The organism is Listeria aquatica (genome assembly GCF_014223975.1).
Lineage (GTDB): Bacteria > Bacillota > Bacilli > Lactobacillales > Listeriaceae > Listeria > Listeria aquatica.
Genome location: NZ_JAARRM010000001.1, coordinates 182,873 through 204,382 on the forward strand (window position 1 = coordinate 182,873; position 21,510 = coordinate 204,382).

Annotated in this window: 19 protein-coding genes; 13 read left to right on the plus strand and 6 right to left on the minus strand. The window is 40.7% G+C overall.

The window, feature by feature from the left end; all coding sequences use genetic code 11:
* Positions 1–100: 100 nt before the first annotated feature.
* The 6 genes from HB912_RS00925 to HB912_RS00950 all read left to right on the plus strand — a co-directional run bounded on the left by HB912_RS00925 (position 101) and on the right by HB912_RS00950 (position 7,230).
* On the plus strand, positions 101–2,746 hold the full coding sequence (locus HB912_RS00925) for a cation-translocating P-type ATPase (RefSeq protein WP_185371807.1): 2,646 nt from the start codon (positions 101–103) through the stop codon (positions 2,744–2,746).
* A gap of 511 nt (positions 2,747–3,257) precedes the next feature.
* The gene (locus HB912_RS00930; RefSeq protein ID WP_185371808.1) at positions 3,258–3,638 is read left to right on the plus strand and encodes a hypothetical protein; all 381 of its coding nucleotides are present in this window, start codon (positions 3,258–3,260) and stop codon (positions 3,636–3,638) included.
* A 223-nt stretch (positions 3,639–3,861) separates the two neighbouring features.
* The gene (locus HB912_RS00935) at positions 3,862–5,247 is read left to right on the plus strand and encodes an amino acid ABC transporter substrate-binding protein/permease (protein WP_185372817.1); all 1,386 of its coding nucleotides are present in this window, start codon (positions 3,862–3,864) and stop codon (positions 5,245–5,247) included.
* Positions 5,244–5,972 carry an amino acid ABC transporter ATP-binding protein gene (locus HB912_RS00940; protein ID WP_185371809.1) on the plus strand — a complete coding sequence of 243 codons (729 nt, stop codon included), beginning with the start codon at positions 5,244–5,246 and terminating at the stop codon, positions 5,970–5,972. The genes HB912_RS00935 and HB912_RS00940 overlap by 4 nt, the downstream gene beginning before the upstream one ends.
* 173 nt (positions 5,973–6,145) lie before the next feature.
* Positions 6,146–6,292 carry an Lmo0850 family protein gene (locus tag HB912_RS00945; protein ID WP_185371810.1) on the plus strand — a complete coding sequence of 49 codons (147 nt, stop codon included), beginning with the start codon at positions 6,146–6,148 and terminating at the stop codon, positions 6,290–6,292.
* Between the two features lie 167 nt (positions 6,293–6,459).
* On the plus strand, positions 6,460–7,230 hold the full coding sequence (locus tag HB912_RS00950; protein ID WP_185371811.1) for a hypothetical protein: 771 nt from the start codon (positions 6,460–6,462) through the stop codon (positions 7,228–7,230).
* 73 nt (positions 7,231–7,303) lie between these two features.
* On the opposite strand, the gene bglX is transcribed toward HB912_RS00950, so the two are convergent.
* The 3 genes from bglX to HB912_RS00965 all read right to left on the minus strand — a co-directional run bounded on the left by bglX (position 7,304) and on the right by HB912_RS00965 (position 11,742).
* Positions 7,304–9,520: a beta-glucosidase BglX gene (gene bglX, locus HB912_RS00955; RefSeq protein WP_185371812.1), complete on the minus strand. Its 2,217-nt coding sequence runs from the start codon at positions 9,518–9,520 to the stop codon at positions 7,304–7,306.
* Complete coding sequence (locus HB912_RS00960; RefSeq protein WP_185371813.1) at positions 9,521–10,801, minus strand: PTS sugar transporter subunit IIC; 1,281 nt, start codon at positions 10,799–10,801, stop codon at positions 9,521–9,523.
* 95 nt (positions 10,802–10,896) lie between these two features.
* A complete protein-coding gene (locus HB912_RS00965; RefSeq protein ID WP_221635590.1) occupies positions 10,897–11,742 on the minus strand; it encodes an AraC family transcriptional regulator in 846 nt (281 codons plus the stop codon).
* 203 nt (positions 11,743–11,945) lie between these two features.
* Here HB912_RS00965 and HB912_RS00970 point away from each other — a divergent pair, with 203 nt between their 5' ends.
* From HB912_RS00970 to HB912_RS00995, 6 genes are all read left to right on the plus strand, one after another.
* The gene (locus HB912_RS00970) at positions 11,946–12,503 is read left to right on the plus strand and encodes a TetR/AcrR family transcriptional regulator (protein ID WP_185371814.1); all 558 of its coding nucleotides are present in this window, start codon (positions 11,946–11,948) and stop codon (positions 12,501–12,503) included.
* A gap of 14 nt (positions 12,504–12,517) precedes the next feature.
* Positions 12,518–12,859, plus strand: a complete 342-nt coding sequence (locus tag HB912_RS00975; RefSeq protein ID WP_036072481.1) for a DMT family transporter — start codon at positions 12,518–12,520, stop codon at positions 12,857–12,859.
* Entirely contained in the window at positions 12,859–13,179 is a 321-nt protein-coding gene (locus HB912_RS00980) for a DMT family transporter (protein WP_036072484.1), read from the plus strand. Before HB912_RS00975 ends, HB912_RS00980 begins: the two co-directional genes overlap by 1 nt.
* Positions 13,180–13,350: 171 nt before the next feature.
* Complete coding sequence (locus tag HB912_RS00985; protein WP_185371815.1) at positions 13,351–14,463, plus strand: D-alanine--D-alanine ligase; 1,113 nt, start codon at positions 13,351–13,353, stop codon at positions 14,461–14,463.
* A gap of 67 nt (positions 14,464–14,530) precedes the next feature.
* Positions 14,531–15,904: a UDP-N-acetylmuramoyl-tripeptide--D-alanyl-D-alanine ligase gene (locus tag HB912_RS00990; protein ID WP_185371816.1), complete on the plus strand. Its 1,374-nt coding sequence runs from the start codon at positions 14,531–14,533 to the stop codon at positions 15,902–15,904.
* A gap of 37 nt (positions 15,905–15,941) precedes the next feature.
* Positions 15,942–16,634, plus strand: coding sequence for an alpha/beta hydrolase (locus tag HB912_RS00995; RefSeq protein WP_185371817.1), 693 nt, complete (start codon positions 15,942–15,944; stop codon positions 16,632–16,634).
* Positions 16,635–16,672: 38 nt separating this feature from the next.
* On the opposite strand, the gene HB912_RS01000 is transcribed toward HB912_RS00995, so the two are convergent.
* A complete protein-coding gene (locus tag HB912_RS01000) occupies positions 16,673–17,578 on the minus strand; it encodes an ROK family protein (RefSeq protein ID WP_185371818.1) in 906 nt (301 codons plus the stop codon).
* An 83-nt stretch (positions 17,579–17,661) separates the two neighbouring features.
* On the opposite strand from HB912_RS01000, the gene HB912_RS01005 reads away from it, so the two are divergent.
* Positions 17,662–18,408, plus strand: coding sequence for a MurR/RpiR family transcriptional regulator (locus tag HB912_RS01005; RefSeq protein WP_185371819.1), 747 nt, complete (start codon positions 17,662–17,664; stop codon positions 18,406–18,408).
* Here HB912_RS01005 and HB912_RS01010 read toward each other — a convergent pair.
* Both HB912_RS01010 and HB912_RS01015 read right to left on the minus strand, forming a co-directional pair.
* Positions 18,405–19,754: a PTS sugar transporter subunit IIC gene (locus HB912_RS01010; protein WP_185371820.1), complete on the minus strand. Its 1,350-nt coding sequence runs from the start codon at positions 19,752–19,754 to the stop codon at positions 18,405–18,407. The genes HB912_RS01005 and HB912_RS01010 overlap by 4 nt on opposite strands.
* Positions 19,754–21,211 carry a glycoside hydrolase family 1 protein gene (locus tag HB912_RS01015; protein ID WP_185371821.1) on the minus strand — a complete coding sequence of 486 codons (1,458 nt, stop codon included), beginning with the start codon at positions 21,209–21,211 and terminating at the stop codon, positions 19,754–19,756. The genes HB912_RS01010 and HB912_RS01015 overlap by 1 nt, the downstream gene beginning before the upstream one ends.
* Positions 21,212–21,510: the final 299 nt, after the last annotated feature.

The following is a 21,510-nucleotide window of genomic DNA, read 5'->3' on the forward strand; positions in this document are numbered from 1 at the left end:
AGATTTTGTAAAACTTGTGAACTATGTTAGTTTTTACACACATAAATTTGATATACTTTTGATAAAGAGGAACGAGCTAGGGAAGGAGCTGTCTGTTTTTTTGGAATATTATAAGCAGTCGTCGTCAGAGGTTTTGAAGCAAACAAACACAAGTGAAAAGGGGCTAACTCACACAGAAGCGAGAGAACGCCTTGAAAAATATGGTTATAACGAATTAAAGCAAAACAAAAAAGTGCCGGTATGGAAGTTATTCCTAGAAACCTTCAAAGATCCAATGGTCATCGTACTCGTAATTGCAGCGCTTGTACAGCTAGCGCTCGGTGAAGTCATTGAATCGCTCATCATTTTTATAGTTTTAATCGTGAACGCAATAATCAGTGTTGTCCAAACGAAAAAAGCGGAAAGTTCGCTTGATGCGTTGCGAGAAATGTCAGCTCCTGAAGCAAAAGTTTTGCGCGATGGAGAAAAAGAGACGATTCATGCTCGCGAAGTAGTGCCGGGGGATATTGTTTTGCTGGATGCAGGAGATTATGTGCCGGCGGACGGACGCTTGACCGAAAGTAGCTCGTTAAAAGTCGACGAAGGGATGTTAACTGGTGAATCAGAAACTGTTCAAAAGTCGATTGAACCCATCCCAGAAGATGCCGCGCTTGGCGACCGGGTGAATATGGTTTTCAGCAGCTCACTCGTTGCATATGGTCGTGGCACCTTTGTCGTTACAGCGACCGCTGGGAATTCAGAGATTGGGAAAATCGCTGGCTTACTAGAAACCGCTGAAGCGAAGCAAACCCCATTACAACAAAAACTCGAAAGCTTTAGCAAGAAACTAGGGATCGCCATTCTCGCACTTTGTATTCTCATCTTTGCAGTCGAAGCGGGACGAATCTTTTTCGGAACGAGCACAGAAACAGATACAACACAGGCCATTTTAAATGCCTTCATGTTCGCAGTTGCTGTAGCTGTAGCAGCGATTCCTGAAGCTTTGTCATCGATAGTTACAATCGTTCTTTCCGTAGGGACCAATAAAATGGCCAAACGCCATGCAATCATCCGTAAACTCCCTGCCGTTGAAACATTAGGATCAACAAGTGTGATTTGTACTGATAAAACAGGAACGCTTACACAAAATAAAATGACTGTCGTCGATTATTATTTACCAAGTGGTACAAAAGAGAGCTTTCCAGACGATCCAAAAACTTGGGAAGAAGCAGAGCGCCGTTTGATGAACATTGCTGTCCTTTGTAACGATTCATCCATCGGAGAAGATGGGAAGGAACTGGGGGATCCAACTGAAACAGCGCTCCTTGCTTTTAGTAGCGCGAGTAATCAAGATCCGAGTGCGCTTCGGAAAACGTATCCACGCATCGCAGAACTCCCTTTTGATTCAGACCGTAAATTAATGTCTACGATGCATCTTTTTGGCGGCGAGAACGTCATGCTCACAAAAGGTGGGCCAGATGTCATGTTTAGCCGGGCGAAGTTCCTTTATCTGAATGGAGAGGAGGTCCCGCTGACGGCTGAACGTTTGGCAGAGCTAGAAGAAACCAATGAAAATTTTTCAAAAGAAGCTCTGCGTGTTCTTGCTTATGGGTATAAACGAATGCCAGCGGATAAAACTACTCTTTCGCATGATGATGAAGAGGACCTAGTTTTAGTTGGACTTACTGCCATGATTGACCCGCCGCGCGATGCGGTTTACGCTTCTATTGAAGAAGCCAAAAAAGCGGGTATCCACACTGTTATAATTACAGGCGATCATAAAACAACGGCCGAAGCTATTGGACGTAATATTGGACTCGTAGAAGAAGGAGATTTTGCAGTAACAGGGCAGGAACTGGACCGAATGAGTGAAAAGGAGCTCGAAGAAAAACTCGACCATATTACAGTTTATGCACGTGTCTCACCAGAAAATAAAATTCGTATCGTACGCGCTTGGCAGAAAAAAGAAAAAGTAACCGCAATGACAGGAGATGGCGTAAATGACGCACCAGCACTCAAACAAGCAGATATTGGAATTGCGATGGGAAGCGGAACGGATGTAGCTAAAGACGCTTCTGCCATGATTTTAACCGACGATAATTTCGTCTCTATCATCAGCGCTGTCGAAGTTGGACGAACCGTTTTCGATAATATCAAAAAAGCCATTGGTTACCTTTTTGCAGGAAACCTAGGGGCGATTATTGCCATTTTGTTTGCCCTTGTGATGAACTGGGTGAACCCTTTTACTGCATTGCAACTACTCTTTATTAACCTCGTAAACGATTCCTTACCGGCTATTGCCCTTGGAATGGAAAAAGCAGAGCCTGATGTCATGAAGCGCAAACCAAGAGATATGAACGAAGGGATTTTCGCTGGCGGAACCATGCGTGCAGTTCTTTCACGCGGCATTTTAATTGGTGTTGCTGTTATTATCTCGCAATTTATCGGTCTGACTATCAGTCCAGAAATTAGTGTAGCGATGGCTTTCACAACACTGATTCTCGCGAGAACCTTGCAAACCTTTGCGGCTCGTTCGAATACGCAAACGGCATTTGGTGCCGGCTTCTTCCAAAATAAATACGTGCTCGGCGCTGTTGGACTTTGCTTTGTCTTATACATCATTACGGTTTTACCAGGTGTTCGAGAAGTATTCTCGATCCCAGCAAGCTTTGGTCTTACGGAGTGGGGAATTGCCACATCTCTTGCTGTCGGGGCAGTTCTCTTGATGGAAGTTGTAAAACTAATCAGCAATCGAATCGCAAAATAAGTGAGTAAAAAAGAGCTTTGTTAGGTAACGAGATAAGAAGTAAACATTCCTAAAAACAGAATGTTTACTTCTTTTTTGCTAAGAACATCAATCAGTGAGAAATATTGGAGCGTTTTTATGAATAAATAGATCAATTGCAATGAGACTTAGCAAAACTGCCCTTAGAATTAATAGATTCATTTTTAAATGAAAATCAAGTAATAGAAAGTTTACCCCTAATGTTGCTCCCATAGTGATCTCGTTATTTTGAACCATTTTTGTAAAGGACTGATTTCACCTTGGATCTCTTTAGGAGAGGTTGATATTGGCTCTGGGACTAGATGAGGTTTTACTAGCTTAGAGAAAATAAAATTTAAATCTGTTTAGTCAGTTTGCGTTTGAAAACGGTTTTCCATGTGTTTATTTTGTGAAATCTTCAGAAATATTCACTGGATTGTAACATTTTTTACAGTTATTTAGTGGTAGAATAATAAATAGAAAGATAAGAATATAATGCATGGAGGAATTTGAGATGAACAACCAAGATCAAAACTTGGAGAAACAACTTATGGAACTTGGAAAAGAAGAGAAAAAATTAAAAGAGGAACTGAATACATTGAACTGGGAATTCGATCAATTTAGTTCGTTGCAAGAAATGCTTTCGGATAGTGAGTTTAGTTCAACATCTATTCTGTTTGGAGAAACTTTCGAGGCACCACGCACCCAAATTTTAGCAAGCCGAATTGATGAGATTTATAAAAATCAACAAACTGATTCGACAGAACAAATAGAGAAATATTTAAATACTTTTTTTGGACAACTAACGGCGGAACAGGCCTTGGTTAGCAAGCGTCTGCTTCATGTTCAAACAGAGAAGGAACAAATCCAAAATAAGTCTATCAATCCGCGGTAGCCAAGTGCAGGCGATAAGCTCAACTTGGAAAATGCCTTCTTGCAGTTGCTTCGGCAGCTGTTTTTTTGTATGTTATAAAACTTATCATAAATAATTATGGTCAATAATCTTCCCTTATGGTAAAATTTTAAAGTGAAGTTTTGCATGCATGTGCAGACGGCAATTTTTTAGATAGACAGGGGAGAAAACAGTGAAGCGATTGAAATTTTTACTACCACTACTTATGCTTGCTACTGTTCTGCTTGGAAGCTTTGGACTTCCAGTGAAAGCAAATGCTGAGCATTATGAAATTGCAACAGACGAGACGTTTGCGCCGTTTGAGTTTCAAAACAGCAAAGGCGATCTAATCGGCATTGACATGGATATTGTAAAGGCGATCTCAAAAGACCAGGGCTTTACATATACGATGAAACCAATGGGCTTCAATGCAGCTGTTCAGGCGCTTGAAGGTGGTCAAGTAGATGGCGTGATTGCAGGAATGAGCATCACAGATGAACGCAAAAATAAATTTGATTTCTCGGACCCATATTTTGATTCTGGCGTCGTCATGGCTATTAAAAAGGATAACGATACCGTTAAATCTTATAAGGATTTGAAAGGTAAAAAAGTTGCTGTAAAAACAGGAACAGAAGGTTATGCCTTCGCAGATAAAAATAAAGATAAGTATGGTTACACGCTTGTTCCATTTGATGACTCTGCCAGCATGTATGAAGATGTAAAAGGCGGAAATTCTATTGCTTGCTTCGATGACTATCCTGTTATGGCTTACGGTGTGAAGCAAGGGAACGGTCTTAAAATTGTGACAGATATGGAGCGTGGTGGTCAGTACGGCTTTGCAGTTCAAAAAGGTCAAAATAAAGAATTACTCGAAGCTTTTAATAAAGGGCTCGTTAATATTAAAAATAGTGGTGAATATCAAAAAATCTTAGATAAATATATTGGTTCGGATGCTGAACCAGATACGTTCTGGGACACGCTTGTCAGTAGTTTCCCTGCACTTTTGAAGGGACTTTGGAATACGATTCAATTAACCGTGATTTCACTCGTGTTTGCGGCTCTTCTTGGTCTTGTTTTCGGTTTCCTTAAAGTGAGTCGTAGTAAACTTTTACGTGGAATTGCAACAGTTTATGTAGATGTTTTTCGCGGCATTCCGCTAATTGTTTTAGCATTCTTCATTTACTTTGGAATTCCGCAAGCGTTTAATTTCCGAATGGATCCAAACATTGCTGCGGTTATTACATTAAGTTTAAATGCGGGAGCGTACATTACGGAAATCATCCGCGGAGGGATTCTTGCGATTGACAAAGGACAAATGGAAGCGGCGCGCTCGCTTGGGGTTCCGTATGGCAAATCGATGATGAAAATCATCTTACCACAAGCCATTCGTGTCATGGTACCTTCTTTCATTAACCAGTTTGTCATTACACTGAAAGATACTTCGATTATGAGCATTATCGGAATCGTTGAACTTACGCAATCTGGGAAAATCATCATCGCGCGTACCTTCGAAACATCGGGTATTTGGCTAGTTGTTGCAATCATGTATCTTGTTGTGATCACTGCGCTTACGAAACTTTCAAATGTGCTTGAAAGGAGACTCGGCAAATGACAAAACTAAAAGTAACGAACCTCAAGAAAAACTTTGGAACAAACGAAGTTTTAAAAGATATCAATGTTGAAGTGGAAGAAGGCGAAGTTGTCTGCTTAATCGGTCCTTCTGGTTCAGGGAAAAGTACTTTTCTGCGCTGTTTGAATCAGCTTGAAGAAATCACTGCGGGCGAAGTTATCGTAGATGATTACCATTTAACAGATAAAGGAACAGATATTAACAAGGTGCGGGAAAATATCGGAATGGTCTTTCAACATTTTAATCTTTTTCCGCATAAAACGGTGCTTGAGAATATTACGTTTGCACCTGTTGAATTGAAAAAGCGTTCCAAGATAGAGGCAAATGAACTTGGAAAGAAACTTCTTGAGCGAGTGGGCTTGAGTGAAAAAGCCGCGAGCTATCCAAGCGAACTTTCCGGTGGTCAAAAGCAACGGGTAGCGATTGCGCGTGCGCTTGCGATGGATCCGGATATTATGCTGTTTGATGAACCTACTTCTGCACTTGATCCAGAAATGGTCGGGGAAGTTTTAAACGTTATGAAGGAACTCGCAAGAGATGGCATGACTATGATCGTTGTGACACATGAAATGGGTTTTGCCCGTGAAGTAGGTAATCGCGTTATTTTCATGGACGGGGGTTATATTGTTGAAGAAGGTTCACCAGAAGCCATTTTTGATCATCCCACTCATGAACGAACAAAAAGTTTCTTAGATAAAGTTTTATAGGTTTGAAACCTGCTTTTTTCGGGAAATTCCTGAAATGGCAGGTTTTTTTATAATGAATAAAATTGTAAAAAAAGCTATTTTTATCGCCTTTTTTGTGTTAGAGTAGACATAGAGAAAGAAAACGCTTAAAAAAATGAATGAAACCATTTTCTGGAAACGGAGTGATTGAGAAGATGAAAAAAGAACCGAAAAAGATGGATAAGGTTGTTCAAAATCTCAAATCGAAAGGAATTAGCGTTGAAAAAACAAAATCCCGTAAAGAATTGTGGCAAACGATACAAGTAACACCATTTGTGAAAGTCGAGTTCAGTTTGCGATAATAAGTTTTTTTCATGGCCTTGGAAGATTCCTTCCAAGGCTCTTTTTTTTACTGTCATCAGAAAGTAATTTAGTTTTGATTTTATTGTTATACAAAAGCCATCAAAATAGTGTATGATAAGCTATAGAGAGGTAAAGCGAAAATTGTGAGAAGAATGAGGCAGAGTTGATGAAAAAAGAACTTTCAAATCAAAAGTCAATTTACATTCATATGGATAATGTCATTAATAATGTCGTAACAAGTGGCATTACTTTTTGTGATTTTATGCAGGGTATTCCTGCGCCACCTGAAAATATTTTGCTCATTAAGCATCACTTTAAAGATACTTCATACAATGCGCACACTGCTTTTCACTACCTAGAATCAAATGATTTGAAGCAGTTAAAACAAGCGCCACTTATTAAATTTAATAATTTTTGCTGGGTTGATTTTGAAGACATTGAACTTGTCAATCAATTATCGCCGCAAGAAGTAGCAGAGTTGCTATATTTGGCACATACAGGAAGACATTTACGATCACCGTTTTACTATAAACTACAAAACAATTTTGTGTATTTAACCAAAAAAGATGGAAGATATAATAAGGTTTATTATCGAAATATGAATCATTTTTACGTAGTTTTAAGTCAAGCCATCACGCGAAAAACGGAAGAAATCATTCATGAGAAAAGCTTTTTGATGCCCAATAGACGAAAAAGCGTTGTGTTACCGCCGAGTGACTTGTTAAAGAAAATGATGAAATATTTTAAAGAGGGAGCTTGCATTTCGTTTGCGCACGCAGAAAAATCACGTACACAACTTCGGGTTCCAGTCGGGATTGAATTTGATGAAGATTTATCGGAACTTGAGGATTCTCCAGAAGAACTGGTTTATAATGAAGTAGTGGCTGAACTCGTTTACGATTTAAGACGGAGCGAGTGGGATTATATTGAAAAGTAGCTCGAATTTGAGTTTTTACTTATAAAAGAGCCTATGCAAATCAATGAAAACTTGATCTGCACAGGCTCTTTTTTTATTTTAGTGTAAATGAAGCTTGAAGTGTATCACGTGAATTTCGTCCAACAAATACGTTGAAATCTCCAGCTTCCACTGAAAAGTCCATATTTTTCGTATAATAATAGAGATCTTCCCGAGTTAATGTAAAATGGACAGTTGATGATTCCTGAGCTTCCAAGTGGATTTTCTTAAATTTTTTCAATTCCCGATTAGGGCGAACGACAGACCCGACGATATCTTGGATATAAAGTTGAACCGTCTCAAGCACTGAACGCGAAGAATGATTTTTAACTTGGACACTTATCTGCAATTTTTCGGTCATTTCCACGTCATCTAACGCTAAATCTGAAAGCTCCACGTCACTATAACTTAAACCATATCCAAATGGATAAAGCGGCGCGTTCGGACTATCTAAGTATTTGGAAACAAAGCGTCCCGAGTGCGTTTTACTGTTGAGCGGCCGTCCTGTTTGGAAGCCATTATAATAAATAGGCAATTGCCCGACTGAATAAGGAAAACTCATACTTAAGCGCCCAGATGGGCTTATTTTGCCAAACAAAATATCAGCAAGAACACGTCCTCCTTCAGTGCCAGGAAACCAGGCTTGTAAAATAGCGTCCATCTGCTTAGCTTCTTCCGTTAAAACAAGCGGCCGCCCACTGATCGTAATTAAAATGTTTGTTTTCCCAAGTGCAAGCATTTCCTGAATAAACTCTTTTTGCACATCCGGCAAAGTAATATCCGCTCTGCTGCCAGCTTCACCGCTTTGCATAGTGTGCTCACCCATCGCATAAATAATCACATCTGCCTTCTCTCCTTGTCGAAGTGCTTCCGCTAGCGCTTGCTCTCTTTTTGCTTGAGGCATTCGCATAAGCTGGTCTTTACTTCCCCCAAACTCACCGAGAAAACGGTAATCTGACAACATCTCACATCCCGCAGTATAGTGAAATTGTTCGCTAGAAACATGCTGACTGATAGCCTCCTTAATCGTTATGACGTCGCTTGTGTTCCCGTGAATCGCCCACAAGCCGATTAAATTTTGATTATCGCCATAAGGACCGACAAGTAAAATCTTTTGATGATTTTTAGCAAGAGGGAGGGTGTGGTTTTTATTTTCTAATAAGACGATCGACTGGGCAGCAACTTGATACGCCAAATTTCGATTTTCTTCCGTTAAAAGCATCTTCTGCTCCCGCTCGCTAGATGCCCCGCGGTAAGGGTCTTCAAACAGCCCCAGTTTATTTTTCAATTTCAAAACACGCCATACCGCATCATCAATCCGTTTAGAATCAAGCTTTCCTTCCCTAACAAGTGGCTCAAGCTGCTTTGCGTAGCATCCCGTTTTCATATCAATATCATTTGTTGCATTCATAGCCAGAAGTGTGGCTTCCTTTTCATCAGCCGCAATCCCGTGTGCTACAAGTTCTAGTACCGCAGCATAATCCGAGATAATCACGCCATCAAAGCCCCACTCATCTCGCAAGATTTGTTTAAGTAAAAATTCGTTTCCCGTTACAGGAATCCCGTCATAAGTATTAAAAGAAGTCATCACGAGCTCGCTTCCCGCCTCGACTGCCGCCTTATATCCTGGTAAATAGTCTTCTCGAAGGCGCCGCTCTGACATATCAACGGTGTTGTATTCCCGGCCACCTTCCGCCGCTCCGTATGCAGCAAAATGTTTGACGCAAGCCGCAATTCCAGTGATTTTTCCTAACTCCACATGTTGCAATCCCGTAACCATTGCGCGCGCAAAAGCCGCATTAAGTGTAGTGTCTTCACCCGTTGACTCTAGGCACCTCCCCCATCTGGCATCTCTAACAAGATCGACCATCGGTGCAAAAGTCACATGAACGCCAGAAGCTTTTGCTTCAGCAGCCGTCACCCGGTAAGCTTGCTTGATTAGATCAGGATTCCAAGTCGCGCCAAGCCCAAGGGGGATAGGGAAAACCGTCCGGTAACCGTAGACGATATCCGCCATAAAGAGAAGAGGGATTTTATGTCTGCTTTTTTGAAGCCACTTTTCTTGAATCTCCCTTGTCTTCTTTGCTCCGGCAACATTAAGAACAGATCCAGCTAAATCAACCGTCTCTTGCGTAATTCCTAATTTTTGCTTAGGCCCAACGGCTAGCGCTTCCTCACTACTAAAGAAATCCCCTGACAGTTGAATGAGCTGACCAACTTTTTCTTGCCACGTTAAATCTTTTAATAACTTTTTCAAATCTGCTTCATTCATTTACTTTTCCCCCTCGTTTGTAGCCGCCAATTCTTGCTCATAAGTTTTGTTATCTAGCCGTTTAAACCATGGATACCAGAGAATAGGAGACAGAATTAACTGAATGAATAACTGTAAAATGATAATTGAAAGGCTTCCCTGAACGGCAGCATGAAAACCAAGTGGTAATCCAAAAATTGCTTGTACACCGGTGAATTGGGCTACAATATGCCATTTTGTAAGCACATAAGCCAAAAGAAGTGCGATCGTATTATTAGTAATAAAGGGAATCGCTAAATTGAAATTAAGAACAAGCGGTGTCCCGAAGATAACAGGCTCTGTGATTCCAAACAAACCCGGTATAAGCGCAATCTTTCCTACTTCACGATATTGCTTACTTTTAGCTCTTAGCATTAATAAAATGAGGCCGAGCGCCATACCACCGAAAGTAATAATGTTGAAAAAGGCTAAACCAACGATATTTGGAGGAACTTGCCCTGCTTGGATGGCATTTAAATTTTCTACATCCATAGACAGCCAAAGTGGCGTTACAAGCGGTAATATAACATTCGTCCCATGGATTCCAAAAAACCATAAAATTTGTTGAATTAAACTTAAAAGAATTACAGCACCAATTGTGCCTCCAATTCCTTTCAAGGGTTCCTGAATAATCGAGTAAACGAATTGATGCATGCTACCAAAGCTTGTTAAACCAAATAAAAAGTCAATAATGATAAACAGTAGTCCAATTAGAATGGTCGGAATAAGGGATTCAAACATCCGAGTGACCATCGGCGGAACACCCGCTGGCATTTTAATGGTCCACCCTTTACGTTTAATGAGTAAATAAAGCCGGGCGCTAACAATCCCGATGATAAGTGCAGAAAACACACCTTGCGCGCCGAGCCAAGTGGACGGAATGGCAGAAGCTTTATCTACGGTTTGACCAATCGGTGTGATTAGTAGAAAGCTCATCAATGCGATAATTCCCGCTGAGATCGGATCTTCATCCCGGTCGAGACGACGTACTAGATGATAGGCCATAAGGACAACGATATAAATTGCCATCGCTCCAATAGTGACGGTGTTTACTTTACCGAGCAACTCAGTCACTTGCGTTAATTTTTTAAGGGAAGGCACCATATTCATTAAAACAGTAATTAAAACTGCGATCGAACCGATAAAAATGGGACCGAGTGTCGACATCATAGCACCAGAAATCGCTTGTAGATAAGCATTGCTCCCCATTTTATCAAACCACGGATTGATTTTGTTAAAAAATTGGATGATTTTCTCTTTCATTACTAAACCCCCTGTTTGAACTTATTATAGCTTTATTATATAGAAGATAGCGTTTTCATTTCGTGCCGTTTTTTGACAAGAAATCGGAAAAAATTTTACCTTTTAAAGTATTGCTTCCGATATTGCTGAGGGGAGGTGCCGTAATGTTTGGTAAAGGCATTATAAAAAGATTTGACAGTCGAAAAACCGCTATCAAGCGCAATTTCAAGAATCGTATGGTCGGTATCTCTTAACTTCGAATAAGCTTCGAGCAAACGAATCGAGCTTAAATAATCGCTAAAAGAAACGCCCATAAACTTTTTATAAAAACGCGAAAAATAAGAAGGATTATAGTTGAAATGTTCAGCTACAGATGTAAGAGAGAGTCGTTCCTTATGGTGAGTCGCAAGATAATCATTCACTTTTTTTAACTTAGGGAGGTGCTTGGCCGACTCAATCTCCTTAATACCTGCAAGCGGCACGCAAAAGTTCTTGGTCAGTTCAGCAATGAGCTCGTAAACACTTGCTTTTGTCGTCAGCCGGTCCCACAAATTTTCTTTTGACAGTTGTTTTTTGATCCGCATAAGTATTACCTTAAGTTCAGGAGTTGCATTCTGCGGAGTCAATTTGTATAGAAACCGATTGCCGTACTGGTTTTCCGTTGCATCTGCCAAAAAATCAAGGGGAATTTGAATTGCTAAGCATTTTCCAGGGAGTGGACTTCGTGAGGAGTGAATAATATTTGAATTGATGAATAAAACATCTTGTTCGGATAAAGAGAAGCGTTTGTTTGGAAACTGCACTTCTAACTTTCCAGATAAACAAAATAAAAGTTCTACACTAGCATGCCAATGAGGCGGAATCAGCCGGTCTGAACTTTTAGTGTTAAAAATAAAAATTTTGAAAGGAAAATTCATAGTAGGAATAATCGCTTCATGATACACATTTGTTTTTTCGATCACTTTTTACACCTCTACTTATCATTGGTAAAATCCGAAGTGAACTTATGCTGTATCTCCATTTTAAATTATATACAGAAGTGAAGCGAAAGACAATTTTATACGTGTCATCTAATTTTAAGGAAACAAACTACTTTACCTTTAGTTGCTTTTTTGTTATATTATAACTAACGAACGTTAGTTAATTTGAATGAGGAGGAATCGAGATGTCCAAAGAAACGCTGAAAAAAGCGGCCCTAACACTTTTTTCAGAAAAAGGCTACGATGGAACAGCTCTTTCTGAAATTGCCAAAAGAGCAGGAATTAAGACACCTTCGATTTATGCACACTTTGAATCTAAAGAAGAACTTTATTTAACGATTTACCGGGAAGTTATGCACGAAGAGCTAGCCAATGTTAAAGCGGAAAAGCGAGAAAATTATGCGACAGCTGAGGAGTATCTCAAAGCTTTTTTTTATGCAGCAACTGACTTTGAGCGAGACCCAGAAGTGCGGCGCTTTTTCCAGCGATCCGTTTATTATCCACCTGTTTCCTTGAAAGACAAGATGAAAGAGGAATTAGCGAGATATGAAACACAAGCTTTTGAAAAAATCGCAGTATTGTTAGATGAAGTTACACACGATGAAGCCAAAAAAACACGCTGGATTCGAGTTTTTTATGCTTTCTTAGATGGCCTTGGTGTGGAACATGAACTTTACGACTTAGAGGAATTTGAAAAACGTAGAAAATCAGCTTTTGAAGCCTTGGTTTTACTTTTAAATTAAAGGAGAAGATAGTTATGCAATGGTTTTATTTAGTTTTAGCCGGACTCTCTGAAATCGTCTGGGCTTTTGGACTTAAAGAATCACATGGATTTACAAAATTAGATTTCAGTTTGCTTACAATTGCCTTTTTGATTGTTAGTTTCGGTTTATTCGCCTTAGCGATGCGAACGATTCCTATTGGGACAGCTTATGCAGTATTCACAGGGATTGGTGCTGCTGGAACGGCGGTCGTTGGTATTCTTTTCTTAAACGAACCAGCGGGACTATTTAAAATCATTTCATTAGTCGTTTTGATCTCAGGGATTATTGGGCTCAAACTTGTCGATGATGGCGGCGGAAAGGAAGGAGAAAAATAATGGCATGGATCTATTTAGTGATTGCGGGTCTTTGTGAGATGTGTTTTGTTGTTACCATGAAGCTTTCACAAGGCTTTAAAAAACTTTGGTTCTCGGTTTTAACGATTCTTTTCATGTGTGGAAGTTTCTTCTTGCTTTCCCACGCGTTAAAGACAATTCCGATTGGAACAGGCTACGCGATTTGGACAGGAATCGGGGCAGTCGGAAGTGTTATCATGGGGATGCTTCTCTTTAAAGAAAAGAAAAGTGTTATGAAAATTTTCTTTATTGCTATGATCATCGCTGGGGTTATTGGATTAAAACTATCTGCAGGAGCATAGAAGCGAAGCAGCAAAAATTTTTGAATGGAACGAATTGTCCACTTCAAAAGTTTTTGCTGCTTTTTTGATTGGAAGCTGAAAGCATTTGCTTCGTGCCATTTTTAAGAAATTGCTTTTAATCTAACAGAAACGTGGTAAAATAGACTACAGAAAAGAATCCGGAGGGATACCATGAAAACAAAGTTAATTTTACTTTATGGCGGAAAATCGGCCGAACATGAAGTATCGTTGCAAACGGCACTTTCTGTCATTAATGCACTTGATTTAAATAAATTCGAAGCGCTACCTGTATACATAACCAATGACGGTGACTGGATTCAGGGCCCAGAGATTACGCATCAATTAGATTTTTCGGATCAATTGCGTTTCTCGCCTGAAGAACAGCTGCGTTTAGCGGAAAAAGAAGACGAAGTTTCCTCAGGATTTTTGATCAGTCCGGCTGATGTAACAGAAGAGCAAGAGAATACAGTGGTGTTTCCGCTGCTCCATGGACCAAATGGGGAAGACGGCACTGTGCAAGGACTTCTTGAAGTCTTGAATCTTCCTTACGTTGGAAACGGCGTGCTTGCTTCAGCGGCTGCGATGGATAAAATTGTGATGAAAAAAGTTTTTGCTGATGCAGGGATCCCGCAACTTCCAGCTGTCGCTGTTCGTTCAATCGATTGGAAAAATTTCCGTGATGAAATGGTTGCGGATATGGAAGAAGCACTTATTTATCCGATGTTTGTGAAACCTGCGAATCTTGGTTCAAGCGTTGGAATTAGCAAAGCAGAAAATCGAGATGAACTTTATCAAGCGATGGACGAAGCTTTCCTATATGACCGCCGCGTCGTTGTGGAACAAGGAGTGGTCGCTCGTGAAATTGAAATGGCGGTACTTGGAAACGATACGCCCGCTTGTTCCGTTCCTGGCGAAATTTTACCGAAGGGTTCAAAGGCTGTTTTTTATGATTATAAAGCGAAATATCAAGATAATGATACAACACTCGTGATTCCAGCAGAAGTCAGCGAAGAAGTGGAAAATAAGCTGAAAGAATATGCGATTCAAGCTTTTCTTGGACTTGATGCAAGTGGTCTTGTCCGCGCCGATTTCTTTGTAACAGAACAAGATGAAATCTTCTTAAATGAAGTGAATACGATGCCAGGATTTACGCCTGTAAGCATGTATCCGCTACTCTGGCAAGCAAGTGGCATTTCTTATAGTCAGCTGATTGAACAGTTAGTGGAACTTGGTCTAGAACGTCATGAAGCGAAGAACCAGTTGAAATACCGTTTAGACGATTAATTAAAACCAGAAAAAGTAGTTTGAATTTATTCAAACTGCTTTTTTCAAGAAGGAAAGTTGGGGCGAAATGAAAAAAACGCTTTTGGAGATTGCGACTTTAATCAATGCGCAATTAAATCAAGCTCAATTTAATGAAACGAAAGTGACAGGGGTCTGCTTTGATACTCGTCAAATGAAGCAAGGAGATTTGTTTGTTCCATTTGTTGGGGAAACGAGAGATGGACATTCCTTTGTGCGCGAAGCAGTTAAAGCAGGTGCTGCGGCAAGTTTTTGGCAAATGGATGTGCCAAATCCGCCAGCAGATGTGCCGCTGTTACTGGTTGAAAATACTTCGGATGCTTTTGAACGATTTGCCAAAAAATATCTTGCGGAAGTCGCACCAAAAGTAGTCGCGATTACAGGGAGCAATGGTAAAACAACAACCAAAGATATCACACGGGCGATTATGGAAAGTCGCTATAAAGTCCATGCAACAAGCGGAAACTTTAATAACCACATTGGCTTGCCTTATACGATTTTGACAATGCCAGAAGATACGGAAGTCGCGATCTTAGAAATGGGAATGAATCATCGTAACGAAATTGAAAAGCTAACTCAAATTGCTTGTCCAGATATTGCAATCATTACAAATATAGGCGAAGCGCACATCGAATATCTCGGTTCACGAGAAGAAATCGCAAAAGCAAAACTTGAGATCATTCTTGGATTAAAACAAGAAGGGCTTTTGATTTATCCGCATGAAGAGACGTTAATCAAGCAAAATTTACCTAAAAACGTTCAAACGGAAACTTTTGGACGGGAACATACGGCGGACATCTACCCGCTTACTATTGCTACGGAAACGGAAGGAACGAGGTTCACTACGAATTTGGACCCAGAAACTTCTCTTTACGTGCCTATTATTGGGGAACACAATGTATTCAACACAATGGCTGCGTTACTCGTTGCGCGCAAGCTCGACATTGATTCAGCAACAGCGAAAACCGCTTTAAATGGGATGGAACGATCTAAAAGTCGACTAGAGTGGCTTGAATCGCCTCGTGGAACGAAAATCTTGAATGATTCCTACAATTCGAGTCCAACTGCTTTAAAGGCTGTGCTTAAAACCTTTATGAATATGGAAGCAGATGGAAAGCGCAAAATAGCGGTTGTAGCGGATATGTTGGAACTTGGAAAAGATGCGGAGAAATTTCACCGTGAATCGGGCGAAGTGATTGAAGCGAAAAAGCTAGATGAAGTTTTTGCGTATGGGGAAAAGATGCAGGCTTTTGCGGAAGCTGCTAGCAAACGAATAGGTGCGGATCATGTCCATTATTTTACTTCGAAGGATGAACTTGAGAAAGCTTTGCTTCAAGCAGTGACAGGGGACGAATGGGTACTTTTTAAAGGTTCTTATGGAATGGGCTTGAAAGATGTCGTAGAAAAACTTATGATAGGGTAAGATGATTTTACGATGAAAACAGGAGTTGACAATCAAAATGGTTGCATGTTTGTGTATTCACGGTTATATGGGAACGCCGGATGAATTGAAGCCGCTTGCGGATTACTTAAAAAAGCATACCGATTGGGATGTACTGACACCGACGCTTCCTGGCCACGATAAGCCGTATCATTTACGAAATGCGACTTATCAGGACTGGATTGTTTTCATGGAAAGTATTTTGACACAGCTCCTAAAAGAAGACGAGGAAGTTTATTTAATTGGGTTTTCGATGGGCGGCTTGCTTGCTGGTTGGCTCGCAAGACATCATCCAGAGGTGAAAAAGCTTGCTCTTCTTAGCACCTCAGTTCATTATCTGGACTGGCCTAACCTAGTGGATAATAAGGGGCAACTGTTCGTTGAAGTGAAGGATCGAAAGCTCAAGAATAGTTCGGTTTTTAGTCGCTATTTTAAACGCTTCACGGATGTTCCGAGTCAGTCGAAAGCGCAGTTTGCTAAGATGGTCATGCAAGCTAAGCCTGCACTTGCTCATCTTGAGATTCCGACTTTTATTGCTCAGGGTGGGATGGACGCTGTGATTTCTGCGAAGCAAAGCGTCGACTATTTGATGGAGACTATTCCAGGGCCGAAGCGGTTATTCGTCATGGAAGAAGCAGGGCACTTGCTCTGTCAGGATAAGGACCGGGAAGTGTTGTTTGAAAACTTGTTGGATTTCCTGAAAGAAAACTAAAAGCGAGCCGTTAAAAGTTCTTTTAACGGCTCGCTTTTTCATTTGGAATGGGTGACTTTGAAATGATAATAAGCGCCTAGCAGGTTGGCGTTATTTCCGAGGCTACTTAGTTCAACACAGGGTTGGATCGTTTCAAGTATGGTATCACCCAGATGGGAAAGAGGTAAAATGAGTTTTTTTAGGCTAGCTTGTATGTAATCAAGCAGAAGTGGCTGAGAGCTGATGCCTCCACCGATGACGATTTTGTCAAGATCAAGAGTGGCTTGAAGGTTCCAGATTTGAACAGCAAGAGCATCTGTGAAACGCTGCATGACTGAGATGGCATCCGGGTCGCCATTTTGCAAGGCTTCGAAGAAAAGTTCTCCAGATAGTTGTTTTAGATCGAGTTGTTTAGCTTCGGCAAAAGGACGAAGCAAAGCCTGGATACCATTTCGGGTGACGAGAAAATCGGCTTTTTCTAAATCGGTGCTCGTTTTGAGTAATGAAAGTTCGCCTGCGGATTGGTGTGTGCCGGATAGGACTTTTCGATTTAGCATAATGCTACCACCGACGCCTGTTCCAAGGACGAACATTGCCCCATTTTGGATGTTCTTAAGTTGGCCTTCGTTCATTTCGCCGATGATTGCGGCTTTGGCGTCGTTGTGGACAGCTACTGGTAAATCAAAATAGGAGTTGAAGAGCTCTAGTAGATTTTCTTTATGGATGAACTGCAAGGAACCACCATGAAGGGCAAAGCCGGTTTCAGGGTTGATCACGCCCGGCATGGAAATGGAGACACCGGAAAGTGCACAGGGCACGTTATGAAGGATTTCTACCATTTCTTGCCGAAATTGTTCTTTGAGTTTTGGGGTTTTGAATTTGTTAACATTTCCGAGTTTCCCGTTTTGAACGAGTGCGTATTTCACGAAAGTGCCGCCAACATCGAAAACAAGAATATTGGACATTATTTTTCCTCCTTCACATTATCTGGACTTCTTGTGGCTTTTTGATATAATGAATGCAATGATTTTGACAGGAGAAGATAGCAATGTTAGAAAAAATTTCAATGGTACACCAGTTATCGGATTCGGATGAAGCGTTGCGCGCCTTTATTTTTAAAAATCCGGAGCAAATTTTTCAACTCTCTGCTCGGGAAATTGCGGCTAAAATTCCTTGTTCACCCTCCACTGTAACACGTTTTGTGAAAAAATGTGGTTTTCTCTCGTTTCATGATTTTCAAATTTATATTCGAAATGAAGTGGAAAGCATTATTGAAACGAGTATGACAAATCGGATTTTCTTGGAGCAGATTTTTGTCGACCAAGTGTTTGAAGCCGATATTAATGAGCAAATCAAACAAGTCGGTGAGGTGTTTCGCACGGCGAATTGGATTTGTTGCATTGGCATGGGTTCTTCAGGAATTATGGCCGAATATGCTGCGCGAAAGCTCAATATGATTGGTCTTAAGGCACTTTCGTCTAATGAACCCTATGCACCATTTTTAAAGCAAGAAGCTAAGGAAAGTGGCAATGTGGTCTTGCTTTTCTCAAGTTCCGGTGAAACACGTGAAATGGTAGAACTTGCGCAGCTTCTTAAATCTTATGATAAGTTGATTATTAGTGTGACAAATTCGAGCGATAATTTGCTAGCGAAGTTGTCCTCGATTAATTTGTGCTACTACACAGAAAAACAACGTCTGCCTTATCAATTTGACTTATCTTCACAAGTTCCTGTTGTCGCATTGATCGAATATTTAGTGGCTTATTGTTACAACTTGCAAGCAGCAGAAAATTAATTTTCTGCTGCTTTTTCTTGTTCGAGAATGGCTTCTTGGTGGTATTCTTTTTTATCAGCCATTCGAAAGAAAGGGTACCAAGTTAGGACATTGACAATAAGTAGAACGATGAAAACAAGTAGATACGGGAGCCCGCCTTTTAGGAACATTACAATAGGAGCGGGGGTCGTAAATGGCATGGCAATCAGTGGGTTATACTTCGAAAAATCAAGGAATGACATCATACCCCAAGCAATTCCTCCCATTAGGGCAGGTGAGATGACCATTGGAATGAAGAAAAATGGATTTAGCATTAGTGGCATTCCGAAAATCAGTGGTTCGTTAATGTTGAAAATGACAGGTGGCCCCGCTAGTTTGAAAAGTTGCTTGTAGCGCGCTGATTTCGCACGGAACATAGAAATAACGAGTCCATAAGTCGCGCCTTGCCCACCAAAACCATTTCCGCAGACGTAAGAGACAACGGCCATAGCAAGGTAAGGCAGTTCTTGATGGTGTTGAAAAGCGACCATGTTGGCTGTCATATTCGCTGTAAGTGTTGGCATGACGACTCCGTAAACCATGTTTGGATGGATACCAAAAAACCAAAGCAAGTTAGCGATTGTAAAAATGAGAATGATCGCGATGGGAGACGCGGTCAAGTGCTGTAGTGGCGCTTGAACGAGCATCGTGATGAACGCGAAGATATTTTCAAACGGTGTGTAGGAAAATAGTACGCGAATGATGAAGAAAATAACTAAGATGATACCGGACAAAATCGCGGGACTTAAGGATTCGGATACGTTTGTTGGAACGGAATCGGGCATTTTGATGGTAATGTTTTTCTTGATGAGATAGGAATAAAGTAAGCCTACGAGATAGCCAACTAAAATGGCAACGAAAAGTCCAGAACCGCCTGTATAGATCATTTGGAAAGCTTCTACGTTAGAGCTTGATTTAATTAAGGCTTCTGCCGGGAACTTCGTGATGTTTTCTCCTAAAATGTAAGTTTTGATTGCTTGGGGCATTAAAAGGAAAAATGCTGCTATAGCAAGTAATCCTGCTGGCATTGGATCGTGGCCATCTTTTTTAGCGTAGATGTAAGCAAAGTTAAAGACGACATATACGGAAAGCAAGTTGATCGTTGCTCCAAGTGCCGCATTAAAATGTGCGGTTAGGCCGATATTTTTGAGCAATTCAATCCAAGCGGGAATCGGGAAGTTCCCGATAATCATCAGGAGCGCAACGCCCAGTGTGATGGGCGTTGTGCGCATGAAGGCTTCTGCAAGCGCGCTGAAAAATTTGCTGCGGTTCATTCGGGCTGCTATAGGGCCGATAAATTTGTTTAAGAAACGTTCGAGTTTTTCCATCAGTTATTCTCCTTTTTTGTTAAACTGGCACCGTTTGTAGCGATTACTTCTTGGTACCAGTAAAAACTATCTTTTTTGTAGCGATTCAGGGTTTTTTGAGAGGTTTCATCGCGGTCGACATAAACAAAGCCGTAACGCTTCTGGTAGCCATTTAACCAACTGAGTAAATCTGTGAAGCTCCACGAACAATAGCCTAAAACTTGTACGCCATCGGTTATTGCCGCTTGAACTTCTTTTAAATGTTGTTTCAAATATTCAATGCGATAAGGATCGTGGATTTCCCCGTTTTCAAAGTGATCGTATTCGCCAAGGCCGTTTTCAGTAATTAAGACTGGTAATGCATAGCGGCTTTCTATTGTGCGAAGGGCTGTGCGAATGCCGATTGGATCGATCGTCCAGTCCCAGTTCGTTTGCTTGAGGTAAGGGTTTTTTGTGAACGCACTGACAGAAGGAATGGTAATGGAGCGACTCGTTCCTTTTTTCCCGGAATGGTTCATTTGCATATCTTGGGCAGAAAGGGTCATTGTATCACTTTTTGTGACGGTGGCAGATTGATAATAATTCAGTCCAATAAAATCTGGTTTTCCTCGTGCTAAAAGCTTGTTGTCCGCTTCGCTTGGTTCTTTCATGACACCAAGTGTCACAAATTGTTTTAAGACAGTTCGAGGATAGTGACCTTTTGCATATACATCTAACCAAAAATAATCCATCAGCTCTTCGGTATCTATTTTAGCGAGCACATTTTCAGGATCGGCATCTAAAGCATAGATGGGACTGAAATTAAAACTCGGCCCGATTTGACCCGGGTAATTCCCATCATGAAATGCAGCAATCACAGATGCGTTCGCGAGGTTCGCGATATGATTAGCCTGTAGCATACGCTTTAAGTTTTTCACTTTCGGTGGATGAAGGGCAAGAAGGTAGCCGTGTGTGATGAAAACATTTTGTTCGTTTAAAGAAATCCAGTATTTCACACGATCCGAAAAAGCTTCAAACAGCACTTTCGCGTAGTTGGTGAAATCTTGAATGATTTCTCGAGATTCGAATCCACCGTATTCCTCTTGCAAAGCTTGTGGTAAGTCCCAGTGATAGATCGTAACAATGGGTTCGATTTGATGCTTTATGAGTTCATCAATTAGCGAATTGTAAAAATCTAGTCCTGCTTGATTGATTTCGCCTTTACCATTTGGGAAAATCCGCGACCAAGATACGGAGAAGCGGTATGCTTTTAAGCCTTGTTCAGCCATTAGTGCGACATCTTCTAGGTAGCGGTGATAATGGTCAACCGCGATGTCGCCAGTAGTATTTTGGAAAGTTGTACCAGGTTTTTTTACAAAGGTATCCCAGACAGATGCTCCTTTTCCGTCTGTCTTATAAGCACCTTCAATTTGGTAAGCAGCAGAAGCACTCCCCCATAAAAAATCATTTGGAAATGCGTCTAAGTGTTTATGTTTCATGATCATCCCTCACTTCATCGGTTTGTATTACTCTTTTATCATAGAAGAATATATTTGATAATGTAAGCGCTTTTCTTGTTTGTGCAACGCATTTCAGGAATTTGAAACAGAAAAACGGAAAATCTATAGGTAAAACGATCAAGAAAAGTAAAATTTGCTAGTTTTTCCGTATATTTGAATTCGCTTTCTTTTTTTTATTCGCGAAAACGTCGTAAAAACTAGGTTTTCAGATTGAAATGGAAATGGATTCATGTTATGATGTCTATTAGATGTTTATTAGGTTTTATATGTATAGCCTA